This window comes from Occallatibacter sp. (assembly GCF_035317045.1).
GTDB lineage: Bacteria > Acidobacteriota > Terriglobia > Terriglobales > Acidobacteriaceae > Telmatobacter.
Map to the genome: position 1 here is coordinate 25,162 of NZ_DATHHT010000039.1, position 25,428 is coordinate 50,589.

The 25,428-nt window shown below is 60.0% G+C and carries 21 protein-coding genes; 8 read left to right on the forward strand and 13 right to left on the reverse strand.

Annotated features, from left to right (window positions below; all coding sequences use genetic code 11):
- Nucleotides 1–170: 170 nt before the first annotated feature.
- The 3 genes from ruvA to VK574_RS18505 form a co-directional block, all read right to left on the reverse strand.
- Nucleotides 171–761 carry a Holliday junction branch migration protein RuvA gene (ruvA, locus tag VK574_RS18495; protein ID WP_472801351.1) on the reverse strand — a complete coding sequence of 197 codons (591 nt, stop codon included), beginning with the start codon at nucleotides 759–761 and terminating at the stop codon, nucleotides 171–173.
- A 72-nt stretch (nucleotides 762–833) separates the two neighbouring features.
- Nucleotides 834–2,051, reverse strand: a complete 1,218-nt coding sequence (locus tag VK574_RS18500) for a glycine C-acetyltransferase (protein ID WP_472801352.1) — start codon at nucleotides 2,049–2,051, stop codon at nucleotides 834–836.
- 70 nt (nucleotides 2,052–2,121) lie between these two features.
- Nucleotides 2,122–2,658, reverse strand: coding sequence for a TlpA family protein disulfide reductase (locus tag VK574_RS18505; RefSeq protein ID WP_472801353.1), 537 nt, complete (start codon nucleotides 2,656–2,658; stop codon nucleotides 2,122–2,124).
- A 208-nt stretch (nucleotides 2,659–2,866) separates the two neighbouring features.
- Here VK574_RS18505 and VK574_RS18510 point away from each other — a divergent pair, with 208 nt between their 5' ends.
- A complete protein-coding gene (locus VK574_RS18510; RefSeq protein WP_472801354.1) occupies nucleotides 2,867–3,955 on the forward strand; it encodes a hypothetical protein in 1,089 nt (362 codons plus the stop codon).
- Between the two features lie 142 nt (nucleotides 3,956–4,097).
- Here the strand turns inward: VK574_RS18510 and VK574_RS18515 are convergent, their stop codons facing one another.
- The 5 genes from VK574_RS18515 to VK574_RS18535 all read right to left on the reverse strand — a co-directional run bounded on the left by VK574_RS18515 (nucleotide 4,098) and on the right by VK574_RS18535 (nucleotide 13,590).
- Entirely contained in the window at nucleotides 4,098–5,060 is a 963-nt protein-coding gene (locus VK574_RS18515) for an Ig-like domain-containing protein (protein ID WP_472801355.1), read from the reverse strand.
- 206 nt (nucleotides 5,061–5,266) lie between these two features.
- Nucleotides 5,267–7,909: an ADOP family duplicated permease gene (locus tag VK574_RS18520; protein ID WP_472801356.1), complete on the reverse strand. Its 2,643-nt coding sequence runs from the start codon at nucleotides 7,907–7,909 to the stop codon at nucleotides 5,267–5,269.
- Nucleotides 7,910–7,922: 13 nt separating this feature from the next.
- On the reverse strand, nucleotides 7,923–10,592 hold the full coding sequence (locus tag VK574_RS18525) for an ADOP family duplicated permease (protein WP_472801357.1): 2,670 nt from the start codon (nucleotides 10,590–10,592) through the stop codon (nucleotides 7,923–7,925).
- A 14-nt stretch (nucleotides 10,593–10,606) separates the two neighbouring features.
- On the reverse strand, nucleotides 10,607–13,240 hold the full coding sequence (locus tag VK574_RS18530) for an ADOP family duplicated permease (RefSeq protein ID WP_472801358.1): 2,634 nt from the start codon (nucleotides 13,238–13,240) through the stop codon (nucleotides 10,607–10,609).
- A 23-nt stretch (nucleotides 13,241–13,263) separates the two neighbouring features.
- The gene (locus tag VK574_RS18535) at nucleotides 13,264–13,590 is read right to left on the reverse strand and encodes a PadR family transcriptional regulator (protein WP_472801359.1); all 327 of its coding nucleotides are present in this window, start codon (nucleotides 13,588–13,590) and stop codon (nucleotides 13,264–13,266) included.
- Nucleotides 13,591–13,734: 144 nt separating this feature from the next.
- Here VK574_RS18535 and VK574_RS18540 point away from each other — a divergent pair, with 144 nt between their 5' ends.
- From VK574_RS18540 to VK574_RS18555, 4 genes are all read left to right on the forward strand, one after another.
- Nucleotides 13,735–16,266 carry an alpha-glucuronidase family glycosyl hydrolase gene (locus tag VK574_RS18540; RefSeq protein WP_472801360.1) on the forward strand — a complete coding sequence of 844 codons (2,532 nt, stop codon included), beginning with the start codon at nucleotides 13,735–13,737 and terminating at the stop codon, nucleotides 16,264–16,266.
- Between the two features lie 6 nt (nucleotides 16,267–16,272).
- Nucleotides 16,273–16,626, forward strand: coding sequence for an EthD family reductase (locus VK574_RS18545; protein WP_472801361.1), 354 nt, complete (start codon nucleotides 16,273–16,275; stop codon nucleotides 16,624–16,626).
- A 125-nt stretch (nucleotides 16,627–16,751) separates the two neighbouring features.
- The gene (locus VK574_RS18550) at nucleotides 16,752–18,041 is read left to right on the forward strand and encodes an MGH1-like glycoside hydrolase domain-containing protein (RefSeq protein WP_472801362.1); all 1,290 of its coding nucleotides are present in this window, start codon (nucleotides 16,752–16,754) and stop codon (nucleotides 18,039–18,041) included.
- A 111-nt stretch (nucleotides 18,042–18,152) separates the two neighbouring features.
- A complete protein-coding gene (locus VK574_RS18555) occupies nucleotides 18,153–19,475 on the forward strand; it encodes a M24 family metallopeptidase (protein WP_472801363.1) in 1,323 nt (440 codons plus the stop codon).
- Nucleotides 19,476–19,486: 11 nt separating this feature from the next.
- Here the strand turns inward: VK574_RS18555 and VK574_RS18560 are convergent, their stop codons facing one another.
- The 3 genes from VK574_RS18560 to VK574_RS18570 form a co-directional block, all read right to left on the reverse strand.
- On the reverse strand, nucleotides 19,487–20,029 hold the full coding sequence (locus VK574_RS18560) for a GNAT family N-acetyltransferase (RefSeq protein ID WP_472801364.1): 543 nt from the start codon (nucleotides 20,027–20,029) through the stop codon (nucleotides 19,487–19,489).
- A gap of 44 nt (nucleotides 20,030–20,073) precedes the next feature.
- The gene (locus tag VK574_RS18565) at nucleotides 20,074–20,439 is read right to left on the reverse strand and encodes a rhodanese-like domain-containing protein (RefSeq protein ID WP_472801365.1); all 366 of its coding nucleotides are present in this window, start codon (nucleotides 20,437–20,439) and stop codon (nucleotides 20,074–20,076) included.
- A 117-nt stretch (nucleotides 20,440–20,556) separates the two neighbouring features.
- Nucleotides 20,557–22,773: a molybdopterin-containing oxidoreductase family protein gene (locus VK574_RS18570; RefSeq protein WP_472801366.1), complete on the reverse strand. Its 2,217-nt coding sequence runs from the start codon at nucleotides 22,771–22,773 to the stop codon at nucleotides 20,557–20,559.
- Between the two features lie 49 nt (nucleotides 22,774–22,822).
- On the opposite strand from VK574_RS18570, the gene VK574_RS18575 reads away from it, so the two are divergent.
- Both VK574_RS18575 and VK574_RS18580 read left to right on the forward strand, forming a co-directional pair.
- Nucleotides 22,823–23,302, forward strand: a complete 480-nt coding sequence (locus VK574_RS18575) for a YybH family protein (RefSeq protein ID WP_472801367.1) — start codon at nucleotides 22,823–22,825, stop codon at nucleotides 23,300–23,302.
- A 173-nt stretch (nucleotides 23,303–23,475) separates the two neighbouring features.
- A complete protein-coding gene (locus VK574_RS18580; protein WP_472801368.1) occupies nucleotides 23,476–23,967 on the forward strand; it encodes a DUF5818 domain-containing protein in 492 nt (163 codons plus the stop codon).
- A gap of 294 nt (nucleotides 23,968–24,261) precedes the next feature.
- On the opposite strand, the gene VK574_RS18585 is transcribed toward VK574_RS18580, so the two are convergent.
- Nucleotides 24,262–24,615 (reverse strand): response regulator, encoded by a 354-nt coding sequence (locus tag VK574_RS18585; RefSeq protein WP_472801369.1) that lies wholly within the window; start codon nucleotides 24,613–24,615, stop codon nucleotides 24,262–24,264.
- Nucleotides 24,616–24,728: 113 nt separating this feature from the next.
- Nucleotides 24,729–25,085 (reverse strand): hypothetical protein, encoded by a 357-nt coding sequence (locus tag VK574_RS18590; protein ID WP_472801370.1) that lies wholly within the window; start codon nucleotides 25,083–25,085, stop codon nucleotides 24,729–24,731.
- Between VK574_RS18590 and VK574_RS18595 the strand changes: the two genes are divergently transcribed.
- Nucleotides 25,084–25,422 (forward strand): histidine triad nucleotide-binding protein, encoded by a 339-nt coding sequence (locus VK574_RS18595; RefSeq protein WP_472801371.1) that lies wholly within the window; start codon nucleotides 25,084–25,086, stop codon nucleotides 25,420–25,422. The two genes, VK574_RS18590 and VK574_RS18595, sit on opposite strands and share 2 nt — an antisense overlap.
- Nucleotides 25,423–25,428 lie beyond the last annotated feature (6 nt).

Sequence of the window (25,428 nt, forward strand, 5' to 3'; positions counted from 1 at the left end):
TTGCCGTGCAAGATGCCTGACGCTCTGATATCGGGCTCTGGAGGCTCTTAAGAGTTAGACCGGCTTATAGAATCGAGGGTTACAGCACTCGGTGAATTATTGTTGCGTTTGGAGTGGTCCCAGTTTTGATCGATACTTGACGTTTTTCCTTAACTTTAACTTTTACTCGTTTAGCGGATTACCTTCAGCGCCGCGCGGAACAGACCGTCGAAGTCGGCGGCAAGCGCTTTGTCTTTTGTCACTGACTGTTCGATTGCCTTCTCGGCGGCGGGGCGTTGATAGCCGAGATTCGTCAGCGCTGACAGCACATCGTCGACTGCGGGGCCGGCAACGGCTGACGGAACTGGGGCAACGGCGAAGTCCTCGAGTTTGTCTTTCAACTCGACAACGAGGCGCTCGGCCAGCTTTTTGCCCACGCCGGGAATGCGCGTCAGCTGCGCGTGGTCCTGCGCGCGGATGGCCTGCACAGTGCGCTCGGGCGAGAGTCCGGAGAGGATTTTGATTGCCAGCTTGGGGCCGACTCCGCTCACCGTAATCAGCCGTTCAAAGAGCCGCTTCTCTTCGCGATCGAGAAAGCCGAAGAGGGCGATCTGGTCTTCGCTGACCTGCGTGTGGATGTGCAGCGAGGTCTCCGCACCCACGCTCGGCAGCGACGTAAAAGTCGGAACAGAGATGACGACGTCGTATCCCACGCCGGCGGCTTCAACAATGGCCTGGCCTGGTTGCTTGTGAATCAGCTTGCCGCGAAGATGCGCAATCATTTGAGGCTATTGTACGTTCCTGATGCTGCGACAGATCGCAAGTGCAAAAGCAGATCCTTCGGAAGGGACAGCCTATTGCGAAAGCAGTCCCATGCGCTTGGCTACGCGCTCCAGTGTTTCGAGGGCGCGGTCGAGTTGTTCCTTCGTGTGCTCACTAGTCAGGATCAGGCGGATGCGTGCCTTGCCCTCGGGCACGGTGGGGAAGGCGATGCCGGTGCCCATTACGCCTTCCTCAAAGAGCGCACGCGAGAAGTCCATGGCTGCGCGTCCTTCGCCGACGATCACCGGGGAAATCGGTGTCTCGGTTGCCGGGGTATTCACGCCGCCGATGTTGAATCCCGCGCGCTTGAGTTCGCCCTGGAAGTATCTCGTGTTCTTCCAGAGGCGATCGATACGCTCGGGTTCCTGCTCAAGAATGTCGAAGGCTGCGATGCACGTGGCCGCGACCGATGGCGGATGCGATGTCGAAAACAGGAAGGGCCGCGCACGGTGGTAGAGATAGTCAATCAAATCTTTTGACCCGCAGACATAGCCGCCCAGCGCGCCGATGGCTTTTGAGAGCGTACCGACCTGGACATCCACGCGCCCGTGCATGCCGAAGTGATCGATGCTGCCGCGGCCGTTGCGCCCCAGCACGCCGGAGGCATGCGCATCGTCGACCATCATGATGGCGCCGTACTTCTCGGCCAGCGCAGCCAGCTTGTCGACGGGGCCGATATCGCCGTCCATGGAGAAGACGCCGTCGGTGATGACCAGCTTGTGTCCGGGCTCGTTGGCGATTTCCTTCAGCAGCTCTTCACAATGCGCCACATCTTTATGGCGGAAGACCTTAATCTTTGCTCGCGACAGGCGCGCACCATCAATGATGCTGGCGTGGTTGAGCTCATCGGACAAAATGAAGTCTTCCTTGCCGAGGATCGCGCTCACTGTTCCGGCATTGGCTGCGAATCCGCTTTGGAAGACGACACAGGCTTCGGCGTTCTTGAAGCGCGCAATTTTCTCTTCGAGTTCCATGTGAATGCGCATTGTGCCCGCAATGGTACGGACGGCACCCGAGCCCACGCCCAGTTCCCTTGTGGCTTTCAGCGACGCTTCGATGAGCTTGGGGTGATTTGCGAGTCCCAGATAATTGTTGCTGGCCAGGTTGATGACTTCGCGGCCGTCGTAGTGGCACACCGGGGCCTGTTGATCATCGAGGATGCGCAGTTTGAAATGCGTTCCCTTCGCTCGCAGATCGTTCAATACGTCGGTCAAATACGCAAGTTGCGGACGCGTAGCCGTCTCAGTCATGGCACTCCACCTCAACCTGAAAAGGATAGCGGAAAGGGCGGGCTGGCGACTCAAGAGACCGGACGGGCTGTCAATAACGCTTTGTCAGGGCGGCGGGCGCAGAACCGGTCTTGCCGCCGAGCAGCCAATCCACCGGAGTGCGCACGTCGTCTTCGCGAGCTTCGCCCATGATGCGGGCGACGGGTTCGCCATTCTCGTCGAGGACCAGCGTGCCGGGGACAATTTCCCCAAGACCGAAACGGCCGAGGGTATCGGTGTCGGCGCCGACCCAGCTATCGAATTCAACATGCAGCCTGGCAAGTGCGGTGGGAATCTTGCCGCGGTCTTTGGGCACATCGATCGAGATGTAGACGAAGCTGACGGGCTTGCCGGCATACGACGCTGCGATATGTTTCAGGCGGGGCAGTTCTTCCTGGCAGGGGCCGCACCAGGTGGCCCAGAAGTTCACCACCACAATCTGGCCGCGCAAGTCTGAAAGCTTACGCATCTGGCCGTCGAGCGTTTTGAAGGCTGGATCGGGGACGTGTTTAGCGTAAAGCGGAGCGGACGCGATGGCGAAGGCCAGCAGTAGACACTTCAGCGAGGTTGCGGGGCGGGTTTGCGGCATCGCCTTCTGACAATACCGATCAGGAACTCTGGTGAACTCCATCGAAAGGATGAGTTACCTCTCGGCACGATGGCCGACGCGCATTGCATTGCAGCGCTGCTACCGTCATTGGGATTCTTCACACAGGTTTCTCCCGGTCCTGTGGTACTTCCCCGAGGGAGTTTCTGAGGTCAGTTTTGTTCTTCTGAATTGGAGAAAAAAGATGAGAATGCTCCTGCTTCGGAGCGCGGCCCTTCCTGCTGCGCTGTTCGTCTCCCTCCTCTGCATGCAGCCTGCCGCACACGCGCAGGGTTGCGTCGCCGCCCACTCTCCTCAGCCCATCATTGCGGGACTCAATCCGACCAATGAATCCACGATCGCTCACTCGGCGGGAACCAGCTTTCTGCATGGGCTTACGATCTCGACCGGTTACCGCGTCTACAACTCGTACCGACACTACATTGGCACGGTTTACCAGGAGCAGCGGCAAGCGCAGCACTCCGCAGTTGTAAACCACGTAAACCTGTTTGAACTGGATTTGAATTATCAGGTCACTCCCAGGCTGAGCGTGATCGCGAGTATTCCCGGAATGGAAGCATCTCGCCACGGGCAGAGCAGTCCACTGAATGCCTATCACTCAGGCGGAATCGGCGATGTCACCGTCGGCGTGCAGTCGTGGGTGTTCCGTCCGCCGACAGAGAGCCATGGCAACGTAGCGATCTCAGCGCAATTGAAGCTGCCCACGGGCATCAACGACGCCAAGGGAACCAAGACGTCATCAAACGGGTCGACGACCACTTTGCCCTTCGACGAATCTATCCAGCCGGGCGACGGGACCTGGGGATTCAGCCTTGGCACCGAGGCCTACCGCGAACTGTATTGGCACACCTCGACGTATTTCACAGGATCGTGGCTGTTTAGTCCCCAGGACACGACAGGCGTCGCGACGGGGCGCGGGGCTCCCGGAGAAGGCGTAGTCTCGGCAGCCGACCAGTACCTCTGGCGCGGCGGATTCTCGCGACCAATCACAGGCGTCAAGCCCCTGCGCGGCCTTGCTCTCAGCATTGGTGGCCGCATGGAAGGCGTGCCGGTACGTGATGCCTTCGGATCAAGCAATGGATTCCGGCGGCCCGGCTATGTCATCTCCATCGAACCCGGCATGATGTATGAGCACGGACGTTGGGGCCTGTACGCGAGCGGTCCGTGGGCAATGGAGCGTAATCGCAAGACCAGCGTCACGGATCTCGCAAACCAAACCCACGGCGATGCGGCCTTTTCGGATTACACGGTCATCGCGGGTATGTCGCGGACCTTCTAAAGTGATCAAAGAAAAGCGAATCATTGGCCGGTGAACAGCGGCCAAGCGCAACAGCAAAATCCCCGGTTCAGAGATGAATCGGGGATTTTTGTATTTGACCTTGCGGATCGGGGAAAGGTACGCGTTACTCCGTTCCCTGGCGCTACTGCGTGACGGTCAGGGCAATCGTCGTGTTGTGCGTGGTGGCGGTAACGCCGTTGCTCGATTGCGCGGCGATGGTCACGTTGTAGCTGCCCGCGGGCGTGGGAAGGTTATGGGGTGGCCCGTGGTTGTGGTAGTTGTAAAGCGGCGAGCACGCAACGGTACCCAGCACGGAAACGAACGCGACCAGGCCAAGCAACACAAGGCGGCTCAGCAAGCGGCGCCGACGCGCGCCAAAGGCAATTCCGCTCAGAACAAGGGCACCGGGCAGCAACACTGCCAGTGCGATCGGCTGCGCTCCGCGTTTCAGGTTCGGTTCGGCCTTGGCGAGCGATGTGGCCTGCGTGGCGATCACCAGGGAGCTGGTGATGGCGGCAGTACCTCCCACGGGGATCTCAAGATTCTCTGGCGTAAATGTACAGGCACTCTGGTCGGGCAAACCTGAGCAGGAGATGGTTACGAACATCGGTGCCGTCAGCGAAGCTGCATTGATAGGCGTAACAGAAACCATCGCCGATCCCGACTGCCCCTGCTTGAGCGAGACTGTGGCGGGCGCAACGGAGACGGAGAAATCCGCAGTGGAACCGGAGACTGCAACCACCGGCGCGACTTCAGAGCTTGATGCCAGATGCGCCGGGTCGCCCGTATAGACAGCGGAAAGGCTGTGATCGCCACCCGCGAGGTCGATGGTTGCCGTTGCTCGCCCTGCGGCGTCGAGCACAAAGCCGGCCAGCGGCTTGCCCCGATCCTGAATCGCTATCGATCCCGCGGCCGGTTGGCCATCCGCGCCAATAACCGTCATTGAAAGGGTGGCTTGCGTCCGCCCGTTCCCGTCGCGGGTATCGATACGGAGCGAGGTTTGCGTGGCTTGTTGCGGAGTTGCGGCGGTGGCAATCAACCCCGGCATCGCAACCGCAATACCCAGTGCAGCAACCCATTGGAGCCGCAGACTGCGGCGGAACATACGTATCACGTGCACCTGCTCCAGATTCGAAGAAAAAACGGTATTCGCCCGGTTTTCGCGCGTACTCCCATTGTATCCGGCTGGGGCCGTGCAGGCGACCAGCCAGTGCGTCGGATTACCGGGTACAGGAGTTGGACGGACAAGCGGGCAATAGGGAAGTTGCCCCGGGCCGGCCAACGTCGGTCCGCGAGGCAGAACGCCGACACTTATTCCTGACGAAGCAATTGCGCGGGGTTGATGGCCATGGCTCGCCGGGCCGGAATCCAGGTAGCGACAAGACCGATCAGCGTCATCGCGGCCACGGCGCCTATGAGTACCAGTGGGTCGCGCGGAGTGGCCTCATAGACCAGCCCAGCGAGCAGCCGACTGGCGAGCACGCCCAACACCAGGCCGGCGAGCGATCCGGAAAGCAGCACCAGGAGGGGGCGGCCCAGGGCGGCGCGCATGAGCTGTGCGCGGTGTGCACCGAGAGCAACGCGGATACCCAGTTCGCGCATGCGTTTCGAGACTGTGTAGGTTGCCATGCCAAAGATGCCGGTGACCGCCAGCATGGCTGCCAGGATTCCCATGACTCCGAGAGCAGCGGTGGCGATGCGCGGCGGGAAGAGGGCAAGAGAAAGCCTGTCTGGCCAGGTGCGCAAGCCGAACGGCAGGCTGGCATCGATGCCTGTCAGCATGCGATTCAGAGCCGATGCTGTTTCCGCAGGCGGCAGCTCAGATCGCACAATCAAAAGGGTGTTCGCCTCGTGAGCCTGCGCGAGCGGGAAGAACATTGCAGGGCTCTGATCTTCCGTTAGCATCTCGTACTTGCCGTTCTCGATGATTCCGACGATTTGATAAGCGCTCTTATCGCCGCCGAGAAAATGGCGGCCAATTGCCGATTGATTGTCGCCGAACATTTTTCGTGCAAAGAACTCATTGACGATCGCTACACTCGGCGTTTTGGGTCCATCATCCCAGGTAAAGTCGCGGCCCGCCAGCAGAGTGCTCCGAGCGGCTTTGAGATATCCCGGGGAGATGCCATAGCTGTGCGGCGTCATCACGCTGTTGGAAGAGCGAAGGTCCGTCGTTCCCTCGCGATAGACAGACCAGTTGCTGCCGCCGCCGCCCAGCGGCAAGGAATCGATGGTGCCCGCGGCTTGAACGCCGGGGAGTTGCAAAGCCTGCTCAATGATGCGGCGCTGCACCGGAAATGCTGAGTCATCCGAGTAGCCCGCCATGTGCATGTCAGTATCGGCAACCATCGTCCCCTGCGGAGCAAAGCCCAGGGGTGCGTGCAGCGAGCGGTCCATGCCGCGCAAAGCCACAAGCGACGCCGTCAGCAAAAGCGCGCACAACGCGATCTGGATTCCGAGCAGAAGATCACGCAAGGTTAGACGGCGCATGATCCTGGCCGAAGTCGTTCCACTCTTCATGGCGTCGGTGGCGTCGGTTCGCCAGACCTGGCGCGCGGGCAAAAGGCCGGGCAAGACTCCAGCGGCGAACGACAACAGCAGCGCGATGAGGTAAGTGCGACTGTCGGCAACTACGGTGACATGAATTGGATATTCGCTGATCGGCTGCCAATGGCTAAGGAATTTGAGCATCGCCGTAGCGATAAGGGTCCCCAGCGCGCCGCCCGCCAAAGATACCACTACCGCTTCGGTGAGCAGTTGACGGAGAATGCGCCAGCGCGTTGATCCAATCGAAAGCCGGATGGCCAGTTCCTTGGAGCGGTCTGCTGCGCGCGCAGCAAAGATGCCTGCAAGATTGACGCACGCGGCCAACAGAACCAGCAATGCAAGCGACATGATCGCAGCTAGAAATGGCTGCGCCGGTTCGCCGAGGGTATCTCCGAGAAGACCAGGCTTGACGAGCCGCACTGAAAGGCCATCGTCTTCGGTGGGATGTTCGCGCGTCATCTGGTGGGCAACGGCGTCGAGATTTTCTTCGGCCTGTCGCGGCGTCACTCCGGGTTTTAGCGAGCCGATCACGAAGAGGCCGTGACTTCCTCGCTTGGTGAGAAAGTTGTAGCCCTCGATCTGCTCTTCATTGATCATCGGAACCCAGAATTCCGGCCAGAAGAAGATCTCCGTCCCATTGAAGCTTTTCGGATCTACTCCAATGATGGTGAAGGGGTGCTTGTTGAGGTCGACGATGGTGCCCACGACGCGCGGGTCAGCGTTGAACCGTGTGCGCCACGTGACGTCGCTCAGCACAATATATGGAGCGGAGTTGGGACCACGCTCGTCGCTGGCGTGAAAGAAGCGGCCGAGCTGCGGCTGCACGCCCAGCATGTCAAAGTAGTTGCCTGAGACTTCGTACTCCCAGGATTTCTCCGCGGATCCGCCGGAACTCAGGCCCACGTAACCGAGCCGGTATGTCGCCATATCGGTGAAGGTCGAGTTGCGTGTCTTGAAGTCGATGTAGTCCGGATAGCACTGATTGTCATCGCCATGTCGCTGGCCCGCCAGTTCAAATAGCCGGTCGGCTCCAGCAACATTCAGAGGACGCAGGATCATTGCATTCAGCACTCCGAACACCACGACGTTCGCGCCGATGCCGAGGGCCAGAGTAAGAATCGCCGTCAGCGCAAAACCCGGGGAGCGGCGCAATTGGCGCCCGGCATAGCGAAGGTCACGGCCGAGACCGGCGAGACTGAGCGTTGCGTCGGAAGCGGCGACGCGTTCTCTGGTCATGGTGGGGTTGCCGAAGCGCAACAGGGCATCACGGCGCGCATCTTCAGGCGACATGCCCGTGGCTATATTCGCGTCCATACGCATGGCGATGTGCGCCTGCAGTTCGGCGTTGATGTCGTGATCGACTTTGGAACGACGGAACAAATTGGCGACGCGACGGAAGAGGGCCATCGTGTTCTCCTGTTTACTCGGCGCGCAGCGCCTGCATGGGATCGACGCGCGCGGCGCGCCGGGCTGGGATCCAACAAGCGAGCATTGCAACTGCCAGCAGCAAAGCGGCGACTGCGACAAGACTGCCCACGTCGGCGGATGCGACTCCGTAGAGAGTGGTATGCATAAGCCGGCCAAGCCCGTAAGCCCCTGCCAAGCCAATCGCAATGCCGAGCAAAGCCAGACGCATTCCGGCGCGCAGGATGAGCGCGACGACTTCGCTGCGGTGCGCGCCCAGCGCCATGCGCACGCCAACCTCGTGAGTGCGCTGCGCTACGGCAAAAGCCATGACCCCATAAATTCCGACCGCGGCCAGTAGAAGCGCGACGAAAGCGAACCCGCCGAACAGGACCATGCCGAAGCGGTCGTTTGTCTGCTGATCGTCCAGGACCTGCTGCATGAATTCAATGTGACCAATGACCATTTGCGAGGCGGCGGAGGCAACCGCATCGCGGAGGCCGGGGATGACGGCAGCGGGGTCAACGACGGTGCGAACTGAAAATGGCATGAAGGGCCAACCAAGCTGCCATTGCGAGACATACATCTCGGGCTCAGTTGCGTCGGTGAGATGTTCACTGTCAAGCACATCGTGGAAGACGCCGACAACCTGGTACTGAGAGGGAACCGGGGGTTTAGGAGGCGCGCCATCGTTCACAATCGTTGGGAGCTGCAGGATCAGCCCTTGAGTGAGAGGGTCGGCATTGGCGAGGAACCGGCGGACAAAGGTTTCGTTGACCATAACGGCCAGCGGCGAGGTGAGAGTGTCGCTCTCGCTCAGGAAACGACCTCGGACGAGACGAATTCCGAAGGTGTTGAAATAGCCCGGCGTCACCGCTTCAAAATCCGCAACGGGAGGGTGAGCTTTGTCGATGGGCTGGCCCGCGACAGCGAATGGAAAGGTGTCGTAGCCATGGAGCGGAATGCCGGTTGCAAGGGAGGCATCGGCTACGCCAGGAACGGCACGGATACTGTTGAGAAGCTGGTGTTGCTGTACGATGATCTGCTCGGGCGGCGGAATAGATGTCTTTGCGCCCCTCGATGGGACGCGCGGTCTCAGGTCCCCTGTCATCACACGATCGACGATGAAGCCAAGGTCGATGTGCCGCAGGTTCCAGAAGCTGTGCAGGGCCATGCCCGCGCCCGCCAGAAGAACGAGAGCAAGCGCGATCTCGACGGTGACGAGGATGGATTGGGTTGGGGTGCGGTCACGGCTGCCTACGGAGCGCGACCCCTGCTTCAGCGTCTCACTCAGATTGAGGCGCGAGGACTGCCAGCCGGGGGCGCATCCAAAGAGGACACCGGCCAGCAAAGTGACGATGAGTGCGAAGCAAAGTACGGGAAGGTTCATTCCAACCTCGGCTTCTGTGGCAAAATGCTCCAGAGGCAGGATGGACATGCTGAACTTCATAATTGCCCATCCCGTGGCGATGCCGATGGTGCCGCCTGCCAGGGCAAGCATGAGGCTCTCTGTGAGGAGCTGAATGAAGATCTGGGTACGGGTGGCTCCAAGCGCGGAACGAACGGCAAGTTCCTGTTTGCGTGAAGTACCGCGCGCCAGCAACAGATTGGCGACGTTGGCACAGGCGATGAGCAGAACGAGGCCGACAGACGCCAGGAGCAGCCATAAATTGCGCTGAAGCTTTTTATCGAGCCAGTCGTTCTTCAGCTGCTCAACGGTCAGAGTGGTGGCGGACGGGCCGCTTCGCCTCCTTTGGGCTGCGTTCTGACGATCGATGACTTCAAGTTCTGCCCGGGCCTGGGCGAGTGTGACTCCGGGCTTGAGGCGGCCAAAGATATTACCGAAGTCGTCGGAATGGACGCCCGGCGGATGAGCCACGGGGATGATGAAGTGCGCGCCATTTTTGTCAGTGGATAAGGGTTGAAGGACACCGACAATTGTGTACGGCTGATCGTCGACGAGGATTGACTTGCCCAGAACATCGGTGTCGGAGTGGTAGCGCTCGCGCCAAAGTCGATTGGTCAGGATGACCACGTGATCGTTGCCCGGCACTCCTTCATCGGGGCGGAAATCTCGGCCCATGGTCATATGGGACTGCGTGTGCTGGGTGTAGAAACCGGGGGTTATCGCGCTACCGGTGATTTCGTCCTCGGTGTGGTCGGCGTTTGTAAGATGGTGTCCTCGCCACGAAAGGAAATCGAGACGCTGGAAAGAGCGGCTTTGGGCGGCAAATTGAGCGAAATCGTCGCCAGAAGAAGGAATGCGCTCGCCTTTGAAGTGGGTCCACACAACCACCATCTGATCGGCGTTTGGATAAGGCAGCGGTGCGAGGAAGGTGGCCCAGATGATGCTAAAAATCGCCACATTGGGACCAATGCCGAGGGCCAGGGCGAGAATGGCGGTGAGCGCGAATCCCGGTGAGCGGCGCAACTGGCGCAGGGCGAATCGGACGTTGCGCCAAATGCCGCCGAGTGCCAGGGTGGCATCGGCTGCAGAGACGCCCTCTTTGGTCGAGGTTGGATTTCCGAAGCGGAGCAGCGCATCGCGGCGCGCTTCTTCCGGGTGCATGCCTGCGGCGAGATTGTCGTCGATACGCAAGGCAATGTGGGCCTGCAACTCAGCGTCGATCTCGCAATCGATCGCGGAACGACGGAAGAGATTCGCAAATCGGCGGAGAATGGCCATGGCGGTCTCCTTTTCTATTCGGCGCGCAGCGCCTGCATGGGATCGACGCGCGCGGCGCGCCGGGCCGGAATCCAACTGGAGCCGAGCGCAGCGGCAGCAATGGTGACGGTGATGACGGTGAAGACAACTGGATCGTCGGGACTGACGCCGCGCAGTAAATTCGCAACAAGATGCGCAAGCAAGAAGGCCAGCACGAGGCCGATGCTGATTCCGGCGCCGGTAAGCCATGACGCACGGCGAAGAATCAACCCCAGAACGTCTCCGCGTTGTGCGCCCAGCGCCAGCCGTACACCGATTTCGCGCGTGCGCTCGCCGACCAGATCGGCCATCACGCCGAAGATGCCAATGACTGCAAGCAACAAGGCAAACACGGCATCGATGCCAAGCATCCCGGCTGCATGCATTAATCCGGTGAGCTGCTCATGAATCGACTGCTGCCAGGTCTCGACGCCATCCAGGGGCAGCGCAGGATCAAGACCTGCCAGGGCTTTGTGTGCTGCCGGGGCCAGACTCGTTGGGTTCCCCTCGGTCGTCAGGAAGTAAGTCGCTCCTTCAAGCGGCATTTGAGCTGTGTTCATGTAGACCGCAGCTTCCTGCGTCGGCATCCACATCGAGTAGTTCGTCTCCCTGGCAATTCCCACGATCGTCAGCCATGGATCATGGCTATTCGTTCCTCCCAGCCGCACGCGATGACCTAACGGATTCTGGTCGGGGAAATAGCGCGCCACGAAACGTTCGCTGACGACGGCAACGGGAAGCGAATCAAACGAGTCCGACTGCGTGAATCCACGCCCTGCGACGATGGGAATGTGCAGGGTTTCAAAGTAGCCCTCGCTAACGGCGAGATGTAGCGCGCTTTGGAACTTGCCGGGAATCGCGGGCCGATCCTGGATCTCGAGATCCTGCAGCCATCCGTTGTCGCTGTAAGGTAAGGCCGCAGTCACTTCGGCATGGGTCACGCCTGGCAGTGCGCGAAGGCGTTCGAGGCTCTGGTCGTACCAGGTGGCCTGCTTTTGCTTGGTATCGTAGCTTTTCTCCGGCAGAGTCACGTTAAACACCAGCACATTCGCCGGATGATACTCGTCAGCAAGGTGAAGCAGCGAGAACATGCCCTTTGACATCAGGGCTGCGCCAACCACAAGCGCCACCGCCAGCGATATCTGCGCCACGGCGAATACGCTGCGCATGCGCCTGCGGCTTCCTCCCGTCGTTCCGCGCGAGCCTGCCTTCAATTGCTCGAGCACATTCACGCGTAACGCACCGATGGCTGGCGCAACGCCTGCAATGATTCCCGCCGCAGCTGCCAGTACGAGAGAGAACAAAAGAGCGCGGCCGTTGAGCGACGTGTTGGACCATCCTGGAATGTAACGCGCAACATTCGCCGGCATAGTGATAAGAAGGATACGCAGGTAGAGTGCTGCGATCCCTACGCCGAGTGCGGCCCCGGTGACCGCCAGCAAAAGATTCTCCGTCAGCAACTGACGAACAATGTGCCAGCGCCGTGCACCCAGCGCGCTGCGCATCGCGATCTCTGGCCGCCGGGCCACGCCACGGGCGAGTTGAAGGTTGGCAATGTTTGCGCACACCACCAGCAGCACAAACAAAGTGCCGCCCATAACGAGTCGGTAGTAAAGCGGCGTCATGTCGCCGTTGATGTCGTCAAGCAGAGACTCGACCTTCACCGACCAGCCCTTGTTGGTTGCGGGATAGGATGCGGCCATATGCGTAGCCAGCGTCCGCATCTCCGCTTGCGCCTGCTGCACACTTACACCATCGCGCAAACGTCCGGTGACGAGATAGTCATGCTTAGAGCGGTCAGCAAGTTGCTGCGAACTCGGGGCGAAGGGCAGGTAAACCTCGGCAACGGAAGGATACTGCATTGTTTTCGGCATAACGCCGATGATGGTGTACGCGCGCTGATCGAGTTCGATCTTGCGACCGAGCACCGTGGGGTCGGCGGCGAACTGCCGTTGCCAGAATCCGTAGTTCAACAGAACCACGGCATCGCGGCCGGGTTGGCATTCTGCGTCGGTAAAGACTCGCCCCAGTTGGGCCTGCGTGCGCAGAACGGTAAAGAAACTGGCAGAGGTGAGCGCCGCGGTTATATGCGCTGCATCGCCGGCGCCCGTCAGGCTCATGTCGGCGCGGGTACGGACTGCAAGGCTCTCAAAGCTGCGCGACTGTCGCAGCCAGTCCTCATAATTGGCAAGAGCAACGGGCTGATAGTCCCCGTGACTTGGCTGCTCGGCGATCGTCATCACGCGATGAAGGTCGGGCACCGCCAACGGCCGAAGAACCACCGCATCCATGCTGCTGAAGCATGCTGTGTTGATACCTACTCCCAGCCCCAGCGTGGTGATCGCCGTAATCGTAAATCCCGGAGACTTGCGCAACTGGCGCGCAGCATAACGAATGTCGCGCCACACCCCGGCCAAACCGAGTGCAGCATCGGCGCCTGCAACCCGCTCTTTGGTTGCGGTCACGTTGCCGAATTGCACCAGAGCATTGCGGCGCGCATCGGACGGCGACATGCCCGCGGCAAGATTGGCATCGATGCGGAGGTCGATGTGCGCCTGCAACTCGGCGTCGATCTCGGTATCCACCCGATTGCGGCGGAAGAGGTTGGCTATGCGGCGAAGGGCAGCCATACAGATCCTTTCTCGAGCAAACTTCAGGCGTAGCGCAGCACCGCGCGTACACCTTTGACCAGCTGATCGAAGCTCTCTTCAGCCTGCTGCAACTGCCGGCGGCCTGTGGCTGTGAGCTTGTAGTATTTGGCGCGTCGATTGGTGTCGGTCATCGCCCACTCCGCGGCGATCCAGCCGCTTTGCTCCATGCGATGCAGAGCCGGATAGAGCGAACCCTCTTCCACGCGCAGCATGTCGTTGGAAGCACTCTGAATGTGGAGCACGATGCCGTAGCCGTGCAATGCGCCGTTTTGATCCAGCGTCTTTAGGACAAGTAAGTCGAGTGTTCCCTGAAGATCGTTCTTGGCCATATTTAACCCCTAGCAATCTTGGTATAGAGAAGTCTAGGCATAGAGAGCTAGGCGTGTCAAGAAAAACAGGGATTAGAGATTAGGGAACATGGAATATGGGGTCGTGCGGGTTGGGGATGATAGAACGGTGGGATGCGGAGCTTGATGACCTCGGGGGCAACCGGACCTAGCCAAGGCAACTTCTTTCAAAAGGGACTTGCCATTGTTGTGCTGGCCGCTGCCACAATTCCTGCGGCGGCTTTGGCTCAGAATGCAGCGCAGGCGTGGCTTAAGTACCGCGCGGTCGGCAAGCCGCTCGGGGTGCCCACGCGCGTAGATACCCTTGGACAGAGCCTCGTCGAACAGACTGCTACTATCGAACTGCGCCGCGGGCTGCTTTCGTTCTCCGGAGGCGCTCCGCTCGAAAACGGGCCGAATATGATCCTTCTCGGAACAGTACAAGAGATGCGGACGCGCCAGCCCAAAGGCAGCGTGCCTTCCCTTGAGCCCGACGAGTTCCTCGTCACCGCAAGGCATGGCGATCTGATCCGCGAGATCGACATCATCGGCGGGAGCGACCGCGGTGTTCTTTATGGAGCATTCGCCCTCCTCCGCAACCTTGCACAGGGCACTGACTTGAGCAAAGCCGACATCCGCGAACGTCCCGCCATGCCTATCCGATGGGTTGACGAGTGGGATAATGCCGACGGCTCCATTGAGCGCGGGTATGCCGGACGTAGCATCTTCTTCGACAACGGGCACGTCCGCGATGACCTCTCACCCGTTGGCGAATACGCGCGGCTACTGGCTTCAGTCGGCATCAACGGCTGCAATCTGAACAATGTCAACGGCTCCTCTCCGTTTCTCACTTCGGAGATGCTTCAGGGAGTCGCAAGAATCGCCGAGGCCATGCGGCCTTACGGGGTGCGCGTTGGGCTTTCCGTCGATATTGCGAGCCCGCAGAAGATCGGCGGACTCAACACCTACGATCCCCTCGATGCTGCGGTGAAAACCTGGTGGGCCACCAAGGTCAACGAAATCTACGATCTCATCCCCGACTTTGCGGGCTTCACCGTGAAGGCGGACAGTGAGGGGCAGCCCGGTCCCGCGAGCTTTGGGCGCACGCCAGCGGATGCCGCCAATACCCTCGCCGCGGCGCTCGCGACGCACAACGGCGTGGTCCTCTATCGCGCATTCGTCTACAACCATCACCTCGATTGGCAGGATCCCAAGTCAGACCGCGCCCGCGCCGCCTACGATATCTTCCATCCTCTCGACGGCAAGTTCGCGCCCAACGTCATCATCCAGACCAAGGAGGGCCCGATCGATTTCCAAGCTCGCGAGCCCGTCTCGCCGCTTTTCGGTGGCCTCATGCAAACCAGCCAGGCCGTGGAACTCCAGATCACGCAGGAGTACACCGGGCAACAGCGGCATCTCGTGTACCTTGCGCCAATGTGGAAACAGGTTCTCGACTTCGACATGCGCGTTGGTGGCGCTTCCACTCCGGTGAAGCAGATCATCGCCGGGGAGTCGTTCCATCGACCGCTGGGCGGCATGGTTGGCGTAGCCGGTGTTGGTCAGGAGGCGTGGCTGGGCTCGCCGCTTGCCCTTGCCAATCTGTATGCATTCGGGCGGCTAGCATGGGACCCTGGCCTGACTCCGGAACAGATCGCCATCGAATGGACGCGGCAAGCCATCTCCAACGATCCTGCGGTTGTACGCACCGTCGCGAAACTGCTGATGCAAAGCTGGCCGGCTTATGAAAGCTACACGGGACCGCTTGGCCTGCAGACGCTGACCGACATCACCGGGAGCCATTACGGCCCCAACATCGAATCGAGCGAGCGCAACGGCTGGGGGCAGTGGCACAAGGCCGACCATGACGGCGTCGGTTTTGATCGAACTGTGGCGACGGGAACGGGGTTTGCAGGTCAATACTCCCCGGATGTGGCGAAGTTGTACGAAAACGAGTCCACTACACCCGACGATCTGCTGCTCTTCTTTCACCACGTGCCGTATACGTACAAGCTGCACGACGGAAAGACAGTTATCCAATATCTCTACGACTCGCACTACCAGGGGGCAGCAGAGGCGGCGCAGTTTGTGGGCGACTGGGAGTCGCTCAAGGGACGCATCGATCCTGCGCTCTATGCGAATGTGCTTTCGCGGCTGATCTATCAGGCCGGCCACGCGGTCGTGTGGCGCGATGCTGTCGTGCAGTACTTCTTCAAGCTGAGTGGTATTCCCGACGGTCGCGGTCGCGCTGGGCATTATCCCAATCGTCTCGAAGCCGAAGGCGCTCGGCTGAGCGGCTACAAGATTGTTGATGTCAGTCCTTGGGAAGATGCCAGCGGCGGGAAGGCTGTCTCGTGCGAGCAGGCCACTTGCTCTGCTGAATGGACCTATAACGGGACTTCTGGCCGGTTCGACATCGCCGTGCAATATTTCGATTTGCAGGGTGGCGTCGCGAAGTTCGCGCTCACCATCAATGGCCAGCAACCAGCTCCGAATGCACTCTGGTCTGCTGACGCTACGCTGCCAACGCCGCGCCCGCACGGCGACAACTCAACACGCCATATCATTTACGGCGTCGCACTGAAACCCGGCGATTCAATAAGAATTGACGGTGGGCCGGACGGCCATGACCCAGCCGCATTCGACTATATCGAAACTCTTCCGGCAACACCGGCGCCGTAGATTTCATTGACATCTTGTCCACCGGCGCTGTATTTCCAAGCCATGGTTCGCCTCAGCGTGATGTATCCCATTGCCGACGGGTCCACCTTTGACTGGAACTACTACCTCGGCCCGCACCTTGTTGTTGCACGCCAGCTGCTTCTTCCGCGCGGTCTGGTCCGCATCGAAGTCGATCGCGGTATCGGCGCATTTCCGCCGGGAACGCCGTCGCACTACCACGCTATCGGCCATCTCTACTTCGAGACCATGCTGGAGCTTGATGTTGCGCTCGCCGCGACAGCTCCGGAACTGATCGCCGACCAGCGCAAATACTACAGTGGAGAGAGTGTGGTGCAAGTCAGCGAAGTTGTGCCTGTGTGAGAACTGCGAAAAGATCGCATATCCTCAACCTTGCTGCCAATCATTACTTACTGCGACAAGAGCGCGAAAGCACGAACACTGACCAACCGTATCGACCGCGCTATCATTCCTCCGTGAACTTACGCATGATATCTGCTGTCATCGCAACTTTTCTGGTTTCCATTTCTCTCTCAGTCGCTCAATCCCCATCCGATCAGACTGACACGGCGTCACTGCTCCGCGACCTTACTGCCGACTTCGATCGCCTTGCACCGCAAACTATTCGCCCCTCCGACGGATACATCAAGCACCCCTACCTCATCCCCGCGGGATACTACAACCAGATGTGGGACTGGGACGGCTTCTTCATCGGCCTTCATTGGGCCAACCAGGATCCTGCGCACGCGAAGTATCTCCGCGACTGGGTTCTCGGTTTCGCAGGGTCTGCGGATGCCGACGGCTATGTTGCCGGATGCATTACGCCGAAGGGGCCGCGCCCGCTGTTCGGAAAATTTGCCATGAAACCATTTCTAGCGCAGGGCGCGTTGATCGCCGCCCAGGATCTCAACGACTACGAATGGATCCGCCCCGTCTGGCCGGCGATGAAGCGCGTTCTGGAGTACCGTCGCCGCACGCAGTATGACGAAAAGTGGAAGCTGTGGTTCTGGGACAACGCCATGCAGTCCGGCGCCGACAACAATGCCGCTCTTACGAACGACGAGAAGGATCGCAGCGCCATTCTCGCGGTGGATGCATCGGTCTATGCGATGCGCGAATATGCGGCGATGGCCATACTCGCCGAGCAACTCGGGGACCCGGTTGCTGCGAAGGCCTATCGCGCTGAAGTTCTCTCCACCCGGCACGCCATCCTGCGCCAGCTCTGGTCAGCACGCGACGCGATGTTTTGGAATCGGCGGCGCGACACCGGTGCGATTGTCCGCGTCGTTGCATGGACCAACTTTCTGCCGCTTGTGGACGGCGTGTTGCCGCGCGACGAAGGCCGCCGCATGATCTCTGCCTACCTGCTCAACGCAACCCAGATGCGCTCAGAACACGGATTCCGCAGCCTGTCGCACTTTGACGCTGCCTACAACAACGAGGCGATTATCAACCCGTATTCCAACTGGCGTGGCCCCATCTGGATCAACGCCAACTTCCTCGACTGGATCGCGCTGCGGCGGTACGGATTCAACGACGAAGCTCGCTGGCTGGCTGTCACGCTCGCTGCCCATCTTCACCGTGACATTGCAAAGTGGGGCTCGATGCATGAAGACTACGATGCAGAGACCGGCGACGGACTGGCGCCCACCGTTGCGCAGTCGCCCGGAGGAAAATTCGCAGGCTTCGTCGGCTGGAATCTGTTGGCTGAAGACATGCTGCAGTGCGAAGTGACACAGCAGCATTGCATGACGCTGGAGATGGCTGACACGAAATAGAATTGCGGCCTAACGGTTGCACAATTTGTCGGAATCGGCGATGAGGGTTTGTTGCCCGGTCGAACCGATTACCCTGAAAGCAACCATCGTCGCGCTTTTCCCCGGAGGACCATGCCACACCCACCCGCACTTACGCGCCGCAATTTTATCGGTGTCGCGACCGCAACTGTAGCAGCTACTGCCCTGCCATCGCGGGCGGCCCAGGCCAATGCCGGCAAAGAGGTTCCGGCCGCCATTGCCGCGTTACCGAATCTCTCCAGCCAAGCGAGGCCTTTCACCAACGCGGAGCGGGAGGGCCGTATTGAGCGCGCCCGCCGGCTCATGACCTCTGCGAAGATCGACGCGATCGTCCTCGCCAATTCGACCAGTTCTTCTGTCTATTTTGCCGACCTGCGGCTCTATGGCGGTGAACGGTTGTGGGCGCTTGTGATCCCGGCGCGCGGAAGGGCGTTCCTGGCTTGTCCGACGTTCGAGGAGGGGCGGGCGCACGAGTTGCTTTCCGCGGGGCCGCTCGCCGGCAACGTCGACGTGCTGACCTGGCAGGAAGATGAAAGCCCTTATGTGCTGTTGGGCAAGGGACTCGCAGAGCGCAACCTCAGCAGCGGTACTATTGGCCTGGACGAGCACATGGCCTTTGTCTTTTCCGAAGGCATCCGCGCAGCCAACCCGCACCTGAATCTCGTTTCAGCCACGCCCATCACTGCCGGCTGCCGCATGATCAAAGAGGCGCACGAGCTCGACTGCATGCGCCTTGCGTGCCGGGCCACGCTGCTTGTTTATCGCGCGGTTGCGCAGTCGCTCACGCCCGGCATGACTACTCCCGATGTACATTCGCTTGTCGCCGCTGCTTACCATCGTGTCGCCTTCGACGGCGAAGCCAGTCTCAACGTCGACGAGTTCACGGCAGTGCCGCACGGCTCAGCCAAGCCGCAGACGCTTCGCGAGGGCTCGATTCTCATGCTTGACGACGGCTGCGCGGTCGAAGGCTACACCTCTGACATCACGCGTACCTTCGTGCTCGGCAAACCGACCGACACGATGAAAGCCGTATTCGAACTTGTGCAGCGAGCGCAATCCGCGGCGCTCGCTGCTGCTCGCCCGGGAGTGCCGACGACCGATGTGGATGCCGCCGCGCGCAAAGTCATCGTCGACGGCGGATACGGCGCGGGGTTCAAGTACTTCACGCACCGGGTTGGGCACGGCATTGGCATGGACGGCCACGAGTGGCCGTACCTCGTGCGCAATGACATGTTCGGTTGGGATCTGAACCCGAAACTTCAGGAAGGGATGACTTTCAGTGATGAACCCGGCATCTATATCCCCGGCCAGTTCGGCATTCGCCTCGAAGATGACATGCACGTCACCGAGAACGGCGCCGAGCTACTGACGCCGCAGTGTCCCTCTCTGGAGGATCCCTTCAGCAACGTGACCTAAGGCAGGTGCCGTCAGTTCGCGCTCTTCACCATCTTCACCACGGGCAGCGCCTCGCCGTTTTTCAGCGGCACCGCGATGCGCTCAATCTCAACGTAGCCCTTCAGCCTGTAGAGCGGAACACCCGTCAGCGTCGACCCCATCTCGAACCGGCGGAACCCCGCCGCGCGCGCTTCATTCTCGACGGTCTCCAGAATCAGCGAACCCAGACCCTGCCGCGCAAAGTCAGGGTGCACGAAAATCGCCCGCACTTTCGCGGCATCGGTGCTCGGATCAAGAAGTTCTGGTTCGCGGCCTGGTCCAGCATCGGCGCCGAACAGCGTCTTCCGTTTCGACCACCCGCCGCACCCGGCGGCGATCCGCGCTTTCGTGTTTTGGTCCGGGATCTCAACGATGAAGTAAGTTCGGTCGCGGATCAGTTGTGTATCCAGCCCCAGCACTGTGCCCAACGCACCTTCAATCTGCGCCGGCGTATAGTCGTCAGCCTGTAGCCCGCGCACAGAGGCCTCAATCAGCGCATGCAGCGCTTGAACATCCTCCTCCGTCGCAAGACGCAAGTGAAACGCAGCTTCCATGGCTCTATTGTGAGAGATTCTCGCGATCAGCTGCCGGTGATAATTTTGCCGGCACGCTCATACGATCCCAGGTTGAAGACGTTCTTATACCCGAGAGCTTCCAGCTTTTTCTTAGCCATCGAACTGCGTACCCCGGTGGAGCAGTGCAGGAGCAGCGGCTTGTTCTTATCGCTGACTATCGAGGACGCGAGCATTTCAATCCGATCCAGCGGCATATTCTGCGCCCGCATCAAGTGCCCTGCCTCAAATTCATTCGGGTTTCGGACATCGACAATGATCGCTCCGTTCTTCAGGTATTCCGAGGCATCTTTCGAAGAGACCTGGCCGGCACGCTTCATGTACATGTAACCAAGGACCAGTACCAGAACAACTAAAAAGCCAATCCAAGACATAGAACCAGTTTACCGCCTTTTATCAGACATCCGGCAGCACTTACGCACTCGCCGTACTCGGGTACGATCGACCCACCAGTTTTAAAAAACGCGGTCAATCCAAACAGCCTGCGAAGGTCATGCCTTCGCCACTTCCACCAGCACGGAGTAGAACGTGGCTCCCGCGCCAACATCGGTCAGCCGCTCGCTCGTCAGCGCGTTCACATTCACGCCGCCGTCATTGAATTTGGCCCAGTCCAACCGCCCTGCCACTACACCCTCGGCAACTCTACCATCGACCAGCGCCGTCAGCAGAATCTCTCCTCGATCATTCCACACACGCACCTTGTCGCCATCCGTGATGCCCCGGGCCGTCGCATCCGTGGGATGCATTTCGAGCCGCTGGCTGGTCCGCGCTTCCATCTTGCGGTGTCCGTCAAGATTCGCGAACGTCGAATTCATATAGTTATCTGCCTTGCGGCCAAGAAACTCCAGCGGAAAGCGCTTCGCGCCTTCACCCCAGCGCGATTCGGATGGCGCAGTGAAGCCGGGGAGCGGATCCTGCCCCTGGGCAGCCAGCGCTGCCGAGTAAAACTCGATCTTGCCCGAGGGCGTCGGCAACCGCTCTGACGTATACGGCAGAAACGGCGCGCTCTCCGGCTCACGATGAAATGCCAGTGGAATGTGGCCCCGCTCCGCTAAGTCCTCGAAGCTGATGTGTTCCATGCCAGGATTTTTTGAACGACCATCGAGTCCGATCGCCAGCGCCTGCCGGACCAGTTGCTCTTCGGTGTCGCGGAAGCACGATTCGGTGAAGCCCATGGTTTGTGCCAGCTGGCTGAAGAGCCACACATTCGAGCGCGCCTCGCCCGGCGGCTCGATGGCCTGATTCGACAGCTGCACAAAGTAGTGCCCGTAAGCGCCCTGAATATCGGTGTGTTCGAGGAATGTCGTTGCCGGCAGCACGTAATCCGCGTAGTCGGTTGTGTCGTTGAAGAACAGATCGTGCACCACCGTAAACAGATCCGTCCGCGCCAGCCCGCGGCGCACCGCGTTGTGGTTCGGCGCAACCGCTCCTGGATTCGAGTTGTATACAAACAGCGCATGCACCGGCGGCCCTCCGCTCAGCACGTCGGCATCGTGCTCAACAGCGCTGCCTGTTACTCCTTGTTCCCTACTCCCTATTCCCTGGTTCAACGCCTGTCCCAGCACCGACATATTCACCACACGCGCCTCGCGTCCCAGAGGCGAATCGAGCGCCAGGTCCCTCCGCTCCAGTTCCCGCTTGTTCCACGCAAATGCGCCGGAGGTCGACAGAGCACCGCCGCCCCCGCGATACTTCCACGCTCCGGTCAGTGCCGGCAGCATGGCAATCGCGCGCACCGCGGTGCCACCGTTTTGGCTGCGCTGCACGCCATAGTTCAGGCGCAGCGCCGCCGGCCGCGTGGTGGCGTACTCGCGCGCCAGCTGCTCCACTTCGGCAGCGGTCATTCCTGTCCACGCTGCGGCGCGCTCGGGCGTGTACTCGCGCGCCCGTTCGGACAGCTGCGCAATTCCATGCGTCATCTGGTCAATGTAGGCGCGATCTTCGAAGCCTTCGCGGAGGATCACGTGCATCATCCCCAGCGCCAGCGCCGCATCCGTACCGGGCCGGATCGCAATATGCCAGTCTGCCAGCGCTGCCGTGCGCGTCTTATAGGGGTCAATGACAATGAGCCGCGCGCCGTTACGCCGAGCCTGCTCCACCATGGGCCAAAGATGAATATTGTTGCCGTGGATGTTCGCGCCCCACGCGACGATCAACTTTGCCAGACTGAAATCTTCCGTAGGCGTTCCGAGCTTCTTGCCGTACACCAGGTTCCAGGCAACGCCCCCGGCCTCAGAACAGATCGTCCGGTCGAGCTGGCTCCCGCCGAGCCGGTGAAAGAACCGCCGGTCCATCGACCCGAATCCGAGCAGCCCGATGGTGCCCGCATAGCTGTAGGGCAGAATGGACTCCGGCCCATAGGCATCGCTGACCTGCTGCAACCTGGCCGCAATGGCACTCAGCGCCTCATCCCAGGTGACCTGCTCAAAGGCATCGTGCTCCTCGCCTCGCTTCAGGGGTCCCTTGGCAACGCCGGTCTTCCTGCGGAGCGGATAAAGAATGCGCTGCGGCGCGTAGACCCGGTCTAAGTATTTCGCCACCTTGCCGCACAGGAACCCCTGTGTGACCGGCTGCGATGGATCGCCCTGCAGCTTTACGGCTCGTCCTGCGTCATCCACGGTTACGAGCACGGCGCAGCTATCCGGGCAGTCGTGCGAGCAAACCGTGTGCACTACGCGAAATGGAGAAGTGGCAACCGCTGCCGTCATTGAGCCATTGTAAGCTGATTGCGAGTCCCCCAGCCTCGGAGGTCAGCCCATGAAACGCGCCCTGCCGTTCCTCTTCCTTCTTCTCCTCGCCACCGCACCGGCACTTCCTGCGCAATCTGCAAGACAGGCCGCGGCCGCTGCTGCTGACGAAACTGAGATTCGCACTGTCATCAATGCCCAGTCCGAGGCTTGGAACCGTGCCGACATCCCCACCTTCATGCAGGCCTACGAGGACTCGCCCGACACTACCTTTATCGGCCTCACGCTGCGGAAGGGATTCAAGCCCATTCGCGAGCGCTACATGCTCAACTACACCACCCCCGAACAGATGGGAAAACTCAGCTTCAACGACCTCGAAGTTCGCCTGCTGCCCAACTCCTGCGGGAAGACAGAGTATGCCGTCGTCACCGGCAAATTCCATCTCGAACGTACGGCGCACGGCGAAGCCAAGAAAGACGACGGCATCTTTTCCCTCGTCTGGCGCAAAGGCCCACATGGTTGGAAGATCATCGTGGACCACACCAGCTAAGTCGATCCCGATAACAAAGGCGCAATAATTCTTGCGTAATGTGAAACTGCTGCTACTCTCAATCAGCTTCCCTTGAGAGCGATATCGCGCCTGTTCGGCCCATGCGGGCCTTGCGGATATGGGCCATCCTTCGGGAACTTCCCTGATTCCCCTCTTTGCGAATTGAGGCCAGCATGCAGATCACTCGACCGGACTCCAGCTCTTCAACCACGTCAAAGCGGTTCGCAGCTCCCGGCCGGCGCCTGGGCATCACCGCTTTTGCCGGCCTTACCGTTCTCCTCTGCTCGGGCTCAACAGCGCCCACCCAATGCCAGGGCCACATCGGTCCATCCACGGGCGAGGTCGTAGGCGCCGCTGTCGGTATCGGCGCTGTCATCGCCGTGGCAATCATCGTTCCGGTCGAGATCAGCCGCAGCCATCACATCGTGACTGGATGCGTGACGAGCAGCGCCAACGGGCTCGAGTTGCGCACCAGTGACGGAAAGACCTACGCGCTTGAAGGCGACGCCGCCAGCATCATGGCGGGCGACAAGGTGAAGATTCACGGATCGAAGATCAAGAAGACCAAAGACAGCACTGGCCCGGGAGTCTTCAGAGTAGAACAGCTCAATCGAGATTACGGCCCATGCCCGGTTGCGCCCGCGACCGCGCCAGTTGCACATTAGGCCACCTAAGTGGCAAAAGCCGATGCACCGCAGGGTCAGAGGGAATCTAGCCAAGCCGAAGCTTCCAAGGCACAGAAAGCCCGCCTGACGGCGGGCTTTCTGTTTTGAAGTGCAGACAACACCTGCTCGATGCCGATGCACTCTAGCCTGAAGCTACGTTGCAGCTGTTCTCGAGTCAATCCACTGTTGGGGTAATTGATTGGATACTTTAGTGCCCATTCGACAGTTACGTTATGACCGAATTTTGAACACCTCAACGAATCCAATCCAGGCCGTGGGCTCGTAGAAGTCGATCTACCTATGTCCCCGCCCGTCAGGATGCCGGGAGAGCGCAGTGAGCACATGTTCCGGATGCAGAGGTCGCTGCAAAAGCTCGAACCCGAGACCGCGAATCAATTTGATCAACGCAGTTGATACGGTGTGGGCTGTAAACAGGATGATCCTGCATTCCGGATGCAGCATGCGAATGCCTTTCGCTGCCTCGATTCCGTCCATCCGGCTCATGCGAATGTCGCTCAGCACCACATCGGGCCGAAACCGCCCTGCGAGTTCGACGGCCTCTTCTCCGCTATATAGTGCTACGGGCTTGAACCCGTGGTTTCTTGACGCGGGCCGCAGAGACGATGAAAAGCCAGGCATCATACTCATAAGTGCAATTTCACCAACGTAATCAAGCAGATACGCCCGTCACAAACAACCTCGCTCTCCACCATGGCATCTCTCTCTAGGTGCGGTCGTGTCTAGAAAAGCGTCGCCGGAAGTCACTCATTTTGTTGAGGTGTTCGGTGAGTTCCGATATATCCTGCATTGTTATTAAATCTGATCGGCATTCCGGCAAAATCCCGATCCTGGGGGAGGTCGTCCAGGTCGACGGACGAAGCGGCTTTTTCGTTGTGATGAATGTCGATCGAAATCATCGCGTTGCGCAGCTCATGGAACGAAGCGGAAAGCATCGGCTTGTCGATATTCCTTTCACTTCGGTTCGCCCTTTCAAGCGAAATCTGTCCCAGGTGATTCGACGTTTTCTTGACGCCCGGGAAGAAGCGGTGAAGCGCGAGCGCCGCGATCCGGATCGAACTTGATCCGACCCGCGGCTGCGATAGACTTCCCTTAGTCATGAGCTGCCTCTTTTGCGGGATCATCGAAGGAAGCATTCCCACCAAGGCCGTCTACCAGGACGATCAGTGCTACGCTTTTGCCGACATCAATCCTCAGGCGCCTGTGCACGTGCTGATCGTTCCACGCGAGCACATCACCTCGATGGCTGATATGACCAAAGAGCAGAGATCGCTGGTCGGCCACCTGCATTGGGTGGCCGCGGAGATTGCGCGCAGCAAGGGGTTGACCAAGGGCTACCGCACCGTTATCAACACCGGAGACGATGGCGGCCAAACCGTCGACCATCTCCATGTTCACCTGCTCGGCGGACGACCGATGTCCTGGCCGCCGGGGTAACTGCAG

What these genes read in the sequence shown, in the direction of transcription:
- VK574_RS18590 (WP_472801370.1), bottom strand. Translation starts at nt 25,085, where the DNA reads ATGACTAAGGGAAGTCTATCGCAGCCGCGGGTCGGATCAAGTTCGATC.
- VK574_RS18520 (WP_472801356.1), bottom strand. Translation starts at nt 7,909, where the DNA reads ATGGCCCTCTTCCGTCGCGTCGCCAATTTGTTCCGTCGTTCCAAAGTC.
- VK574_RS18550 (WP_472801362.1), top strand. Translation starts at nt 16,752, where the DNA reads ATGATATCTGCTGTCATCGCAACTTTTCTGGTTTCCATTTCTCTCTCA.
- VK574_RS18595 (WP_472801371.1), top strand. Translation starts at nt 25,084, where the DNA reads ATGAGCTGCCTCTTTTGCGGGATCATCGAAGGAAGCATTCCCACCAAG.
- VK574_RS18530 (WP_472801358.1), bottom strand. Translation starts at nt 13,240, where the DNA reads ATGGCTGCCCTTCGCCGCATAGCCAACCTCTTCCGCCGCAATCGGGTG.
- VK574_RS18535 (WP_472801359.1), bottom strand. Translation starts at nt 13,590, where the DNA reads ATGGCCAAGAACGATCTTCAGGGAACACTCGACTTACTTGTCCTAAAG.
- VK574_RS18565 (WP_472801365.1), bottom strand. Translation starts at nt 20,439, where the DNA reads ATGTCTTGGATTGGCTTTTTAGTTGTTCTGGTACTGGTCCTTGGTTAC.
- VK574_RS18515 (WP_472801355.1), bottom strand. Translation starts at nt 5,060, where the DNA reads ATGTTCCGCCGCAGTCTGCGGCTCCAATGGGTTGCTGCACTGGGTATT.
- VK574_RS18580 (WP_472801368.1), top strand. Translation starts at nt 23,476, where the DNA reads ATGCAGATCACTCGACCGGACTCCAGCTCTTCAACCACGTCAAAGCGG.
- VK574_RS18555 (WP_472801363.1), top strand. Translation starts at nt 18,153, where the DNA reads ATGCCACACCCACCCGCACTTACGCGCCGCAATTTTATCGGTGTCGCG.
- VK574_RS18525 (WP_472801357.1), bottom strand. Translation starts at nt 10,592, where the DNA reads ATGGCCATTCTCCGCCGATTTGCGAATCTCTTCCGTCGTTCCGCGATC.
- ruvA (WP_472801351.1), bottom strand. Translation starts at nt 761, where the DNA reads ATGATTGCGCATCTTCGCGGCAAGCTGATTCACAAGCAACCAGGCCAG.
- VK574_RS18510 (WP_472801354.1), top strand. Translation starts at nt 2,867, where the DNA reads ATGCTCCTGCTTCGGAGCGCGGCCCTTCCTGCTGCGCTGTTCGTCTCC.
- VK574_RS18585 (WP_472801369.1), bottom strand. Translation starts at nt 24,615, where the DNA reads ATGAGTATGATGCCTGGCTTTTCATCGTCTCTGCGGCCCGCGTCAAGA.
- VK574_RS18575 (WP_472801367.1), top strand. Translation starts at nt 22,823, where the DNA reads ATGAAACGCGCCCTGCCGTTCCTCTTCCTTCTTCTCCTCGCCACCGCA.
- VK574_RS18540 (WP_472801360.1), top strand. Translation starts at nt 13,735, where the DNA reads ATGACCTCGGGGGCAACCGGACCTAGCCAAGGCAACTTCTTTCAAAAG.
- VK574_RS18500 (WP_472801352.1), bottom strand. Translation starts at nt 2,051, where the DNA reads ATGACTGAGACGGCTACGCGTCCGCAACTTGCGTATTTGACCGACGTA.
- VK574_RS18570 (WP_472801366.1), bottom strand. Translation starts at nt 22,773, where the DNA reads ATGACGGCAGCGGTTGCCACTTCTCCATTTCGCGTAGTGCACACGGTT.
- VK574_RS18505 (WP_472801353.1), bottom strand. Translation starts at nt 2,658, where the DNA reads ATGCCGCAAACCCGCCCCGCAACCTCGCTGAAGTGTCTACTGCTGGCC.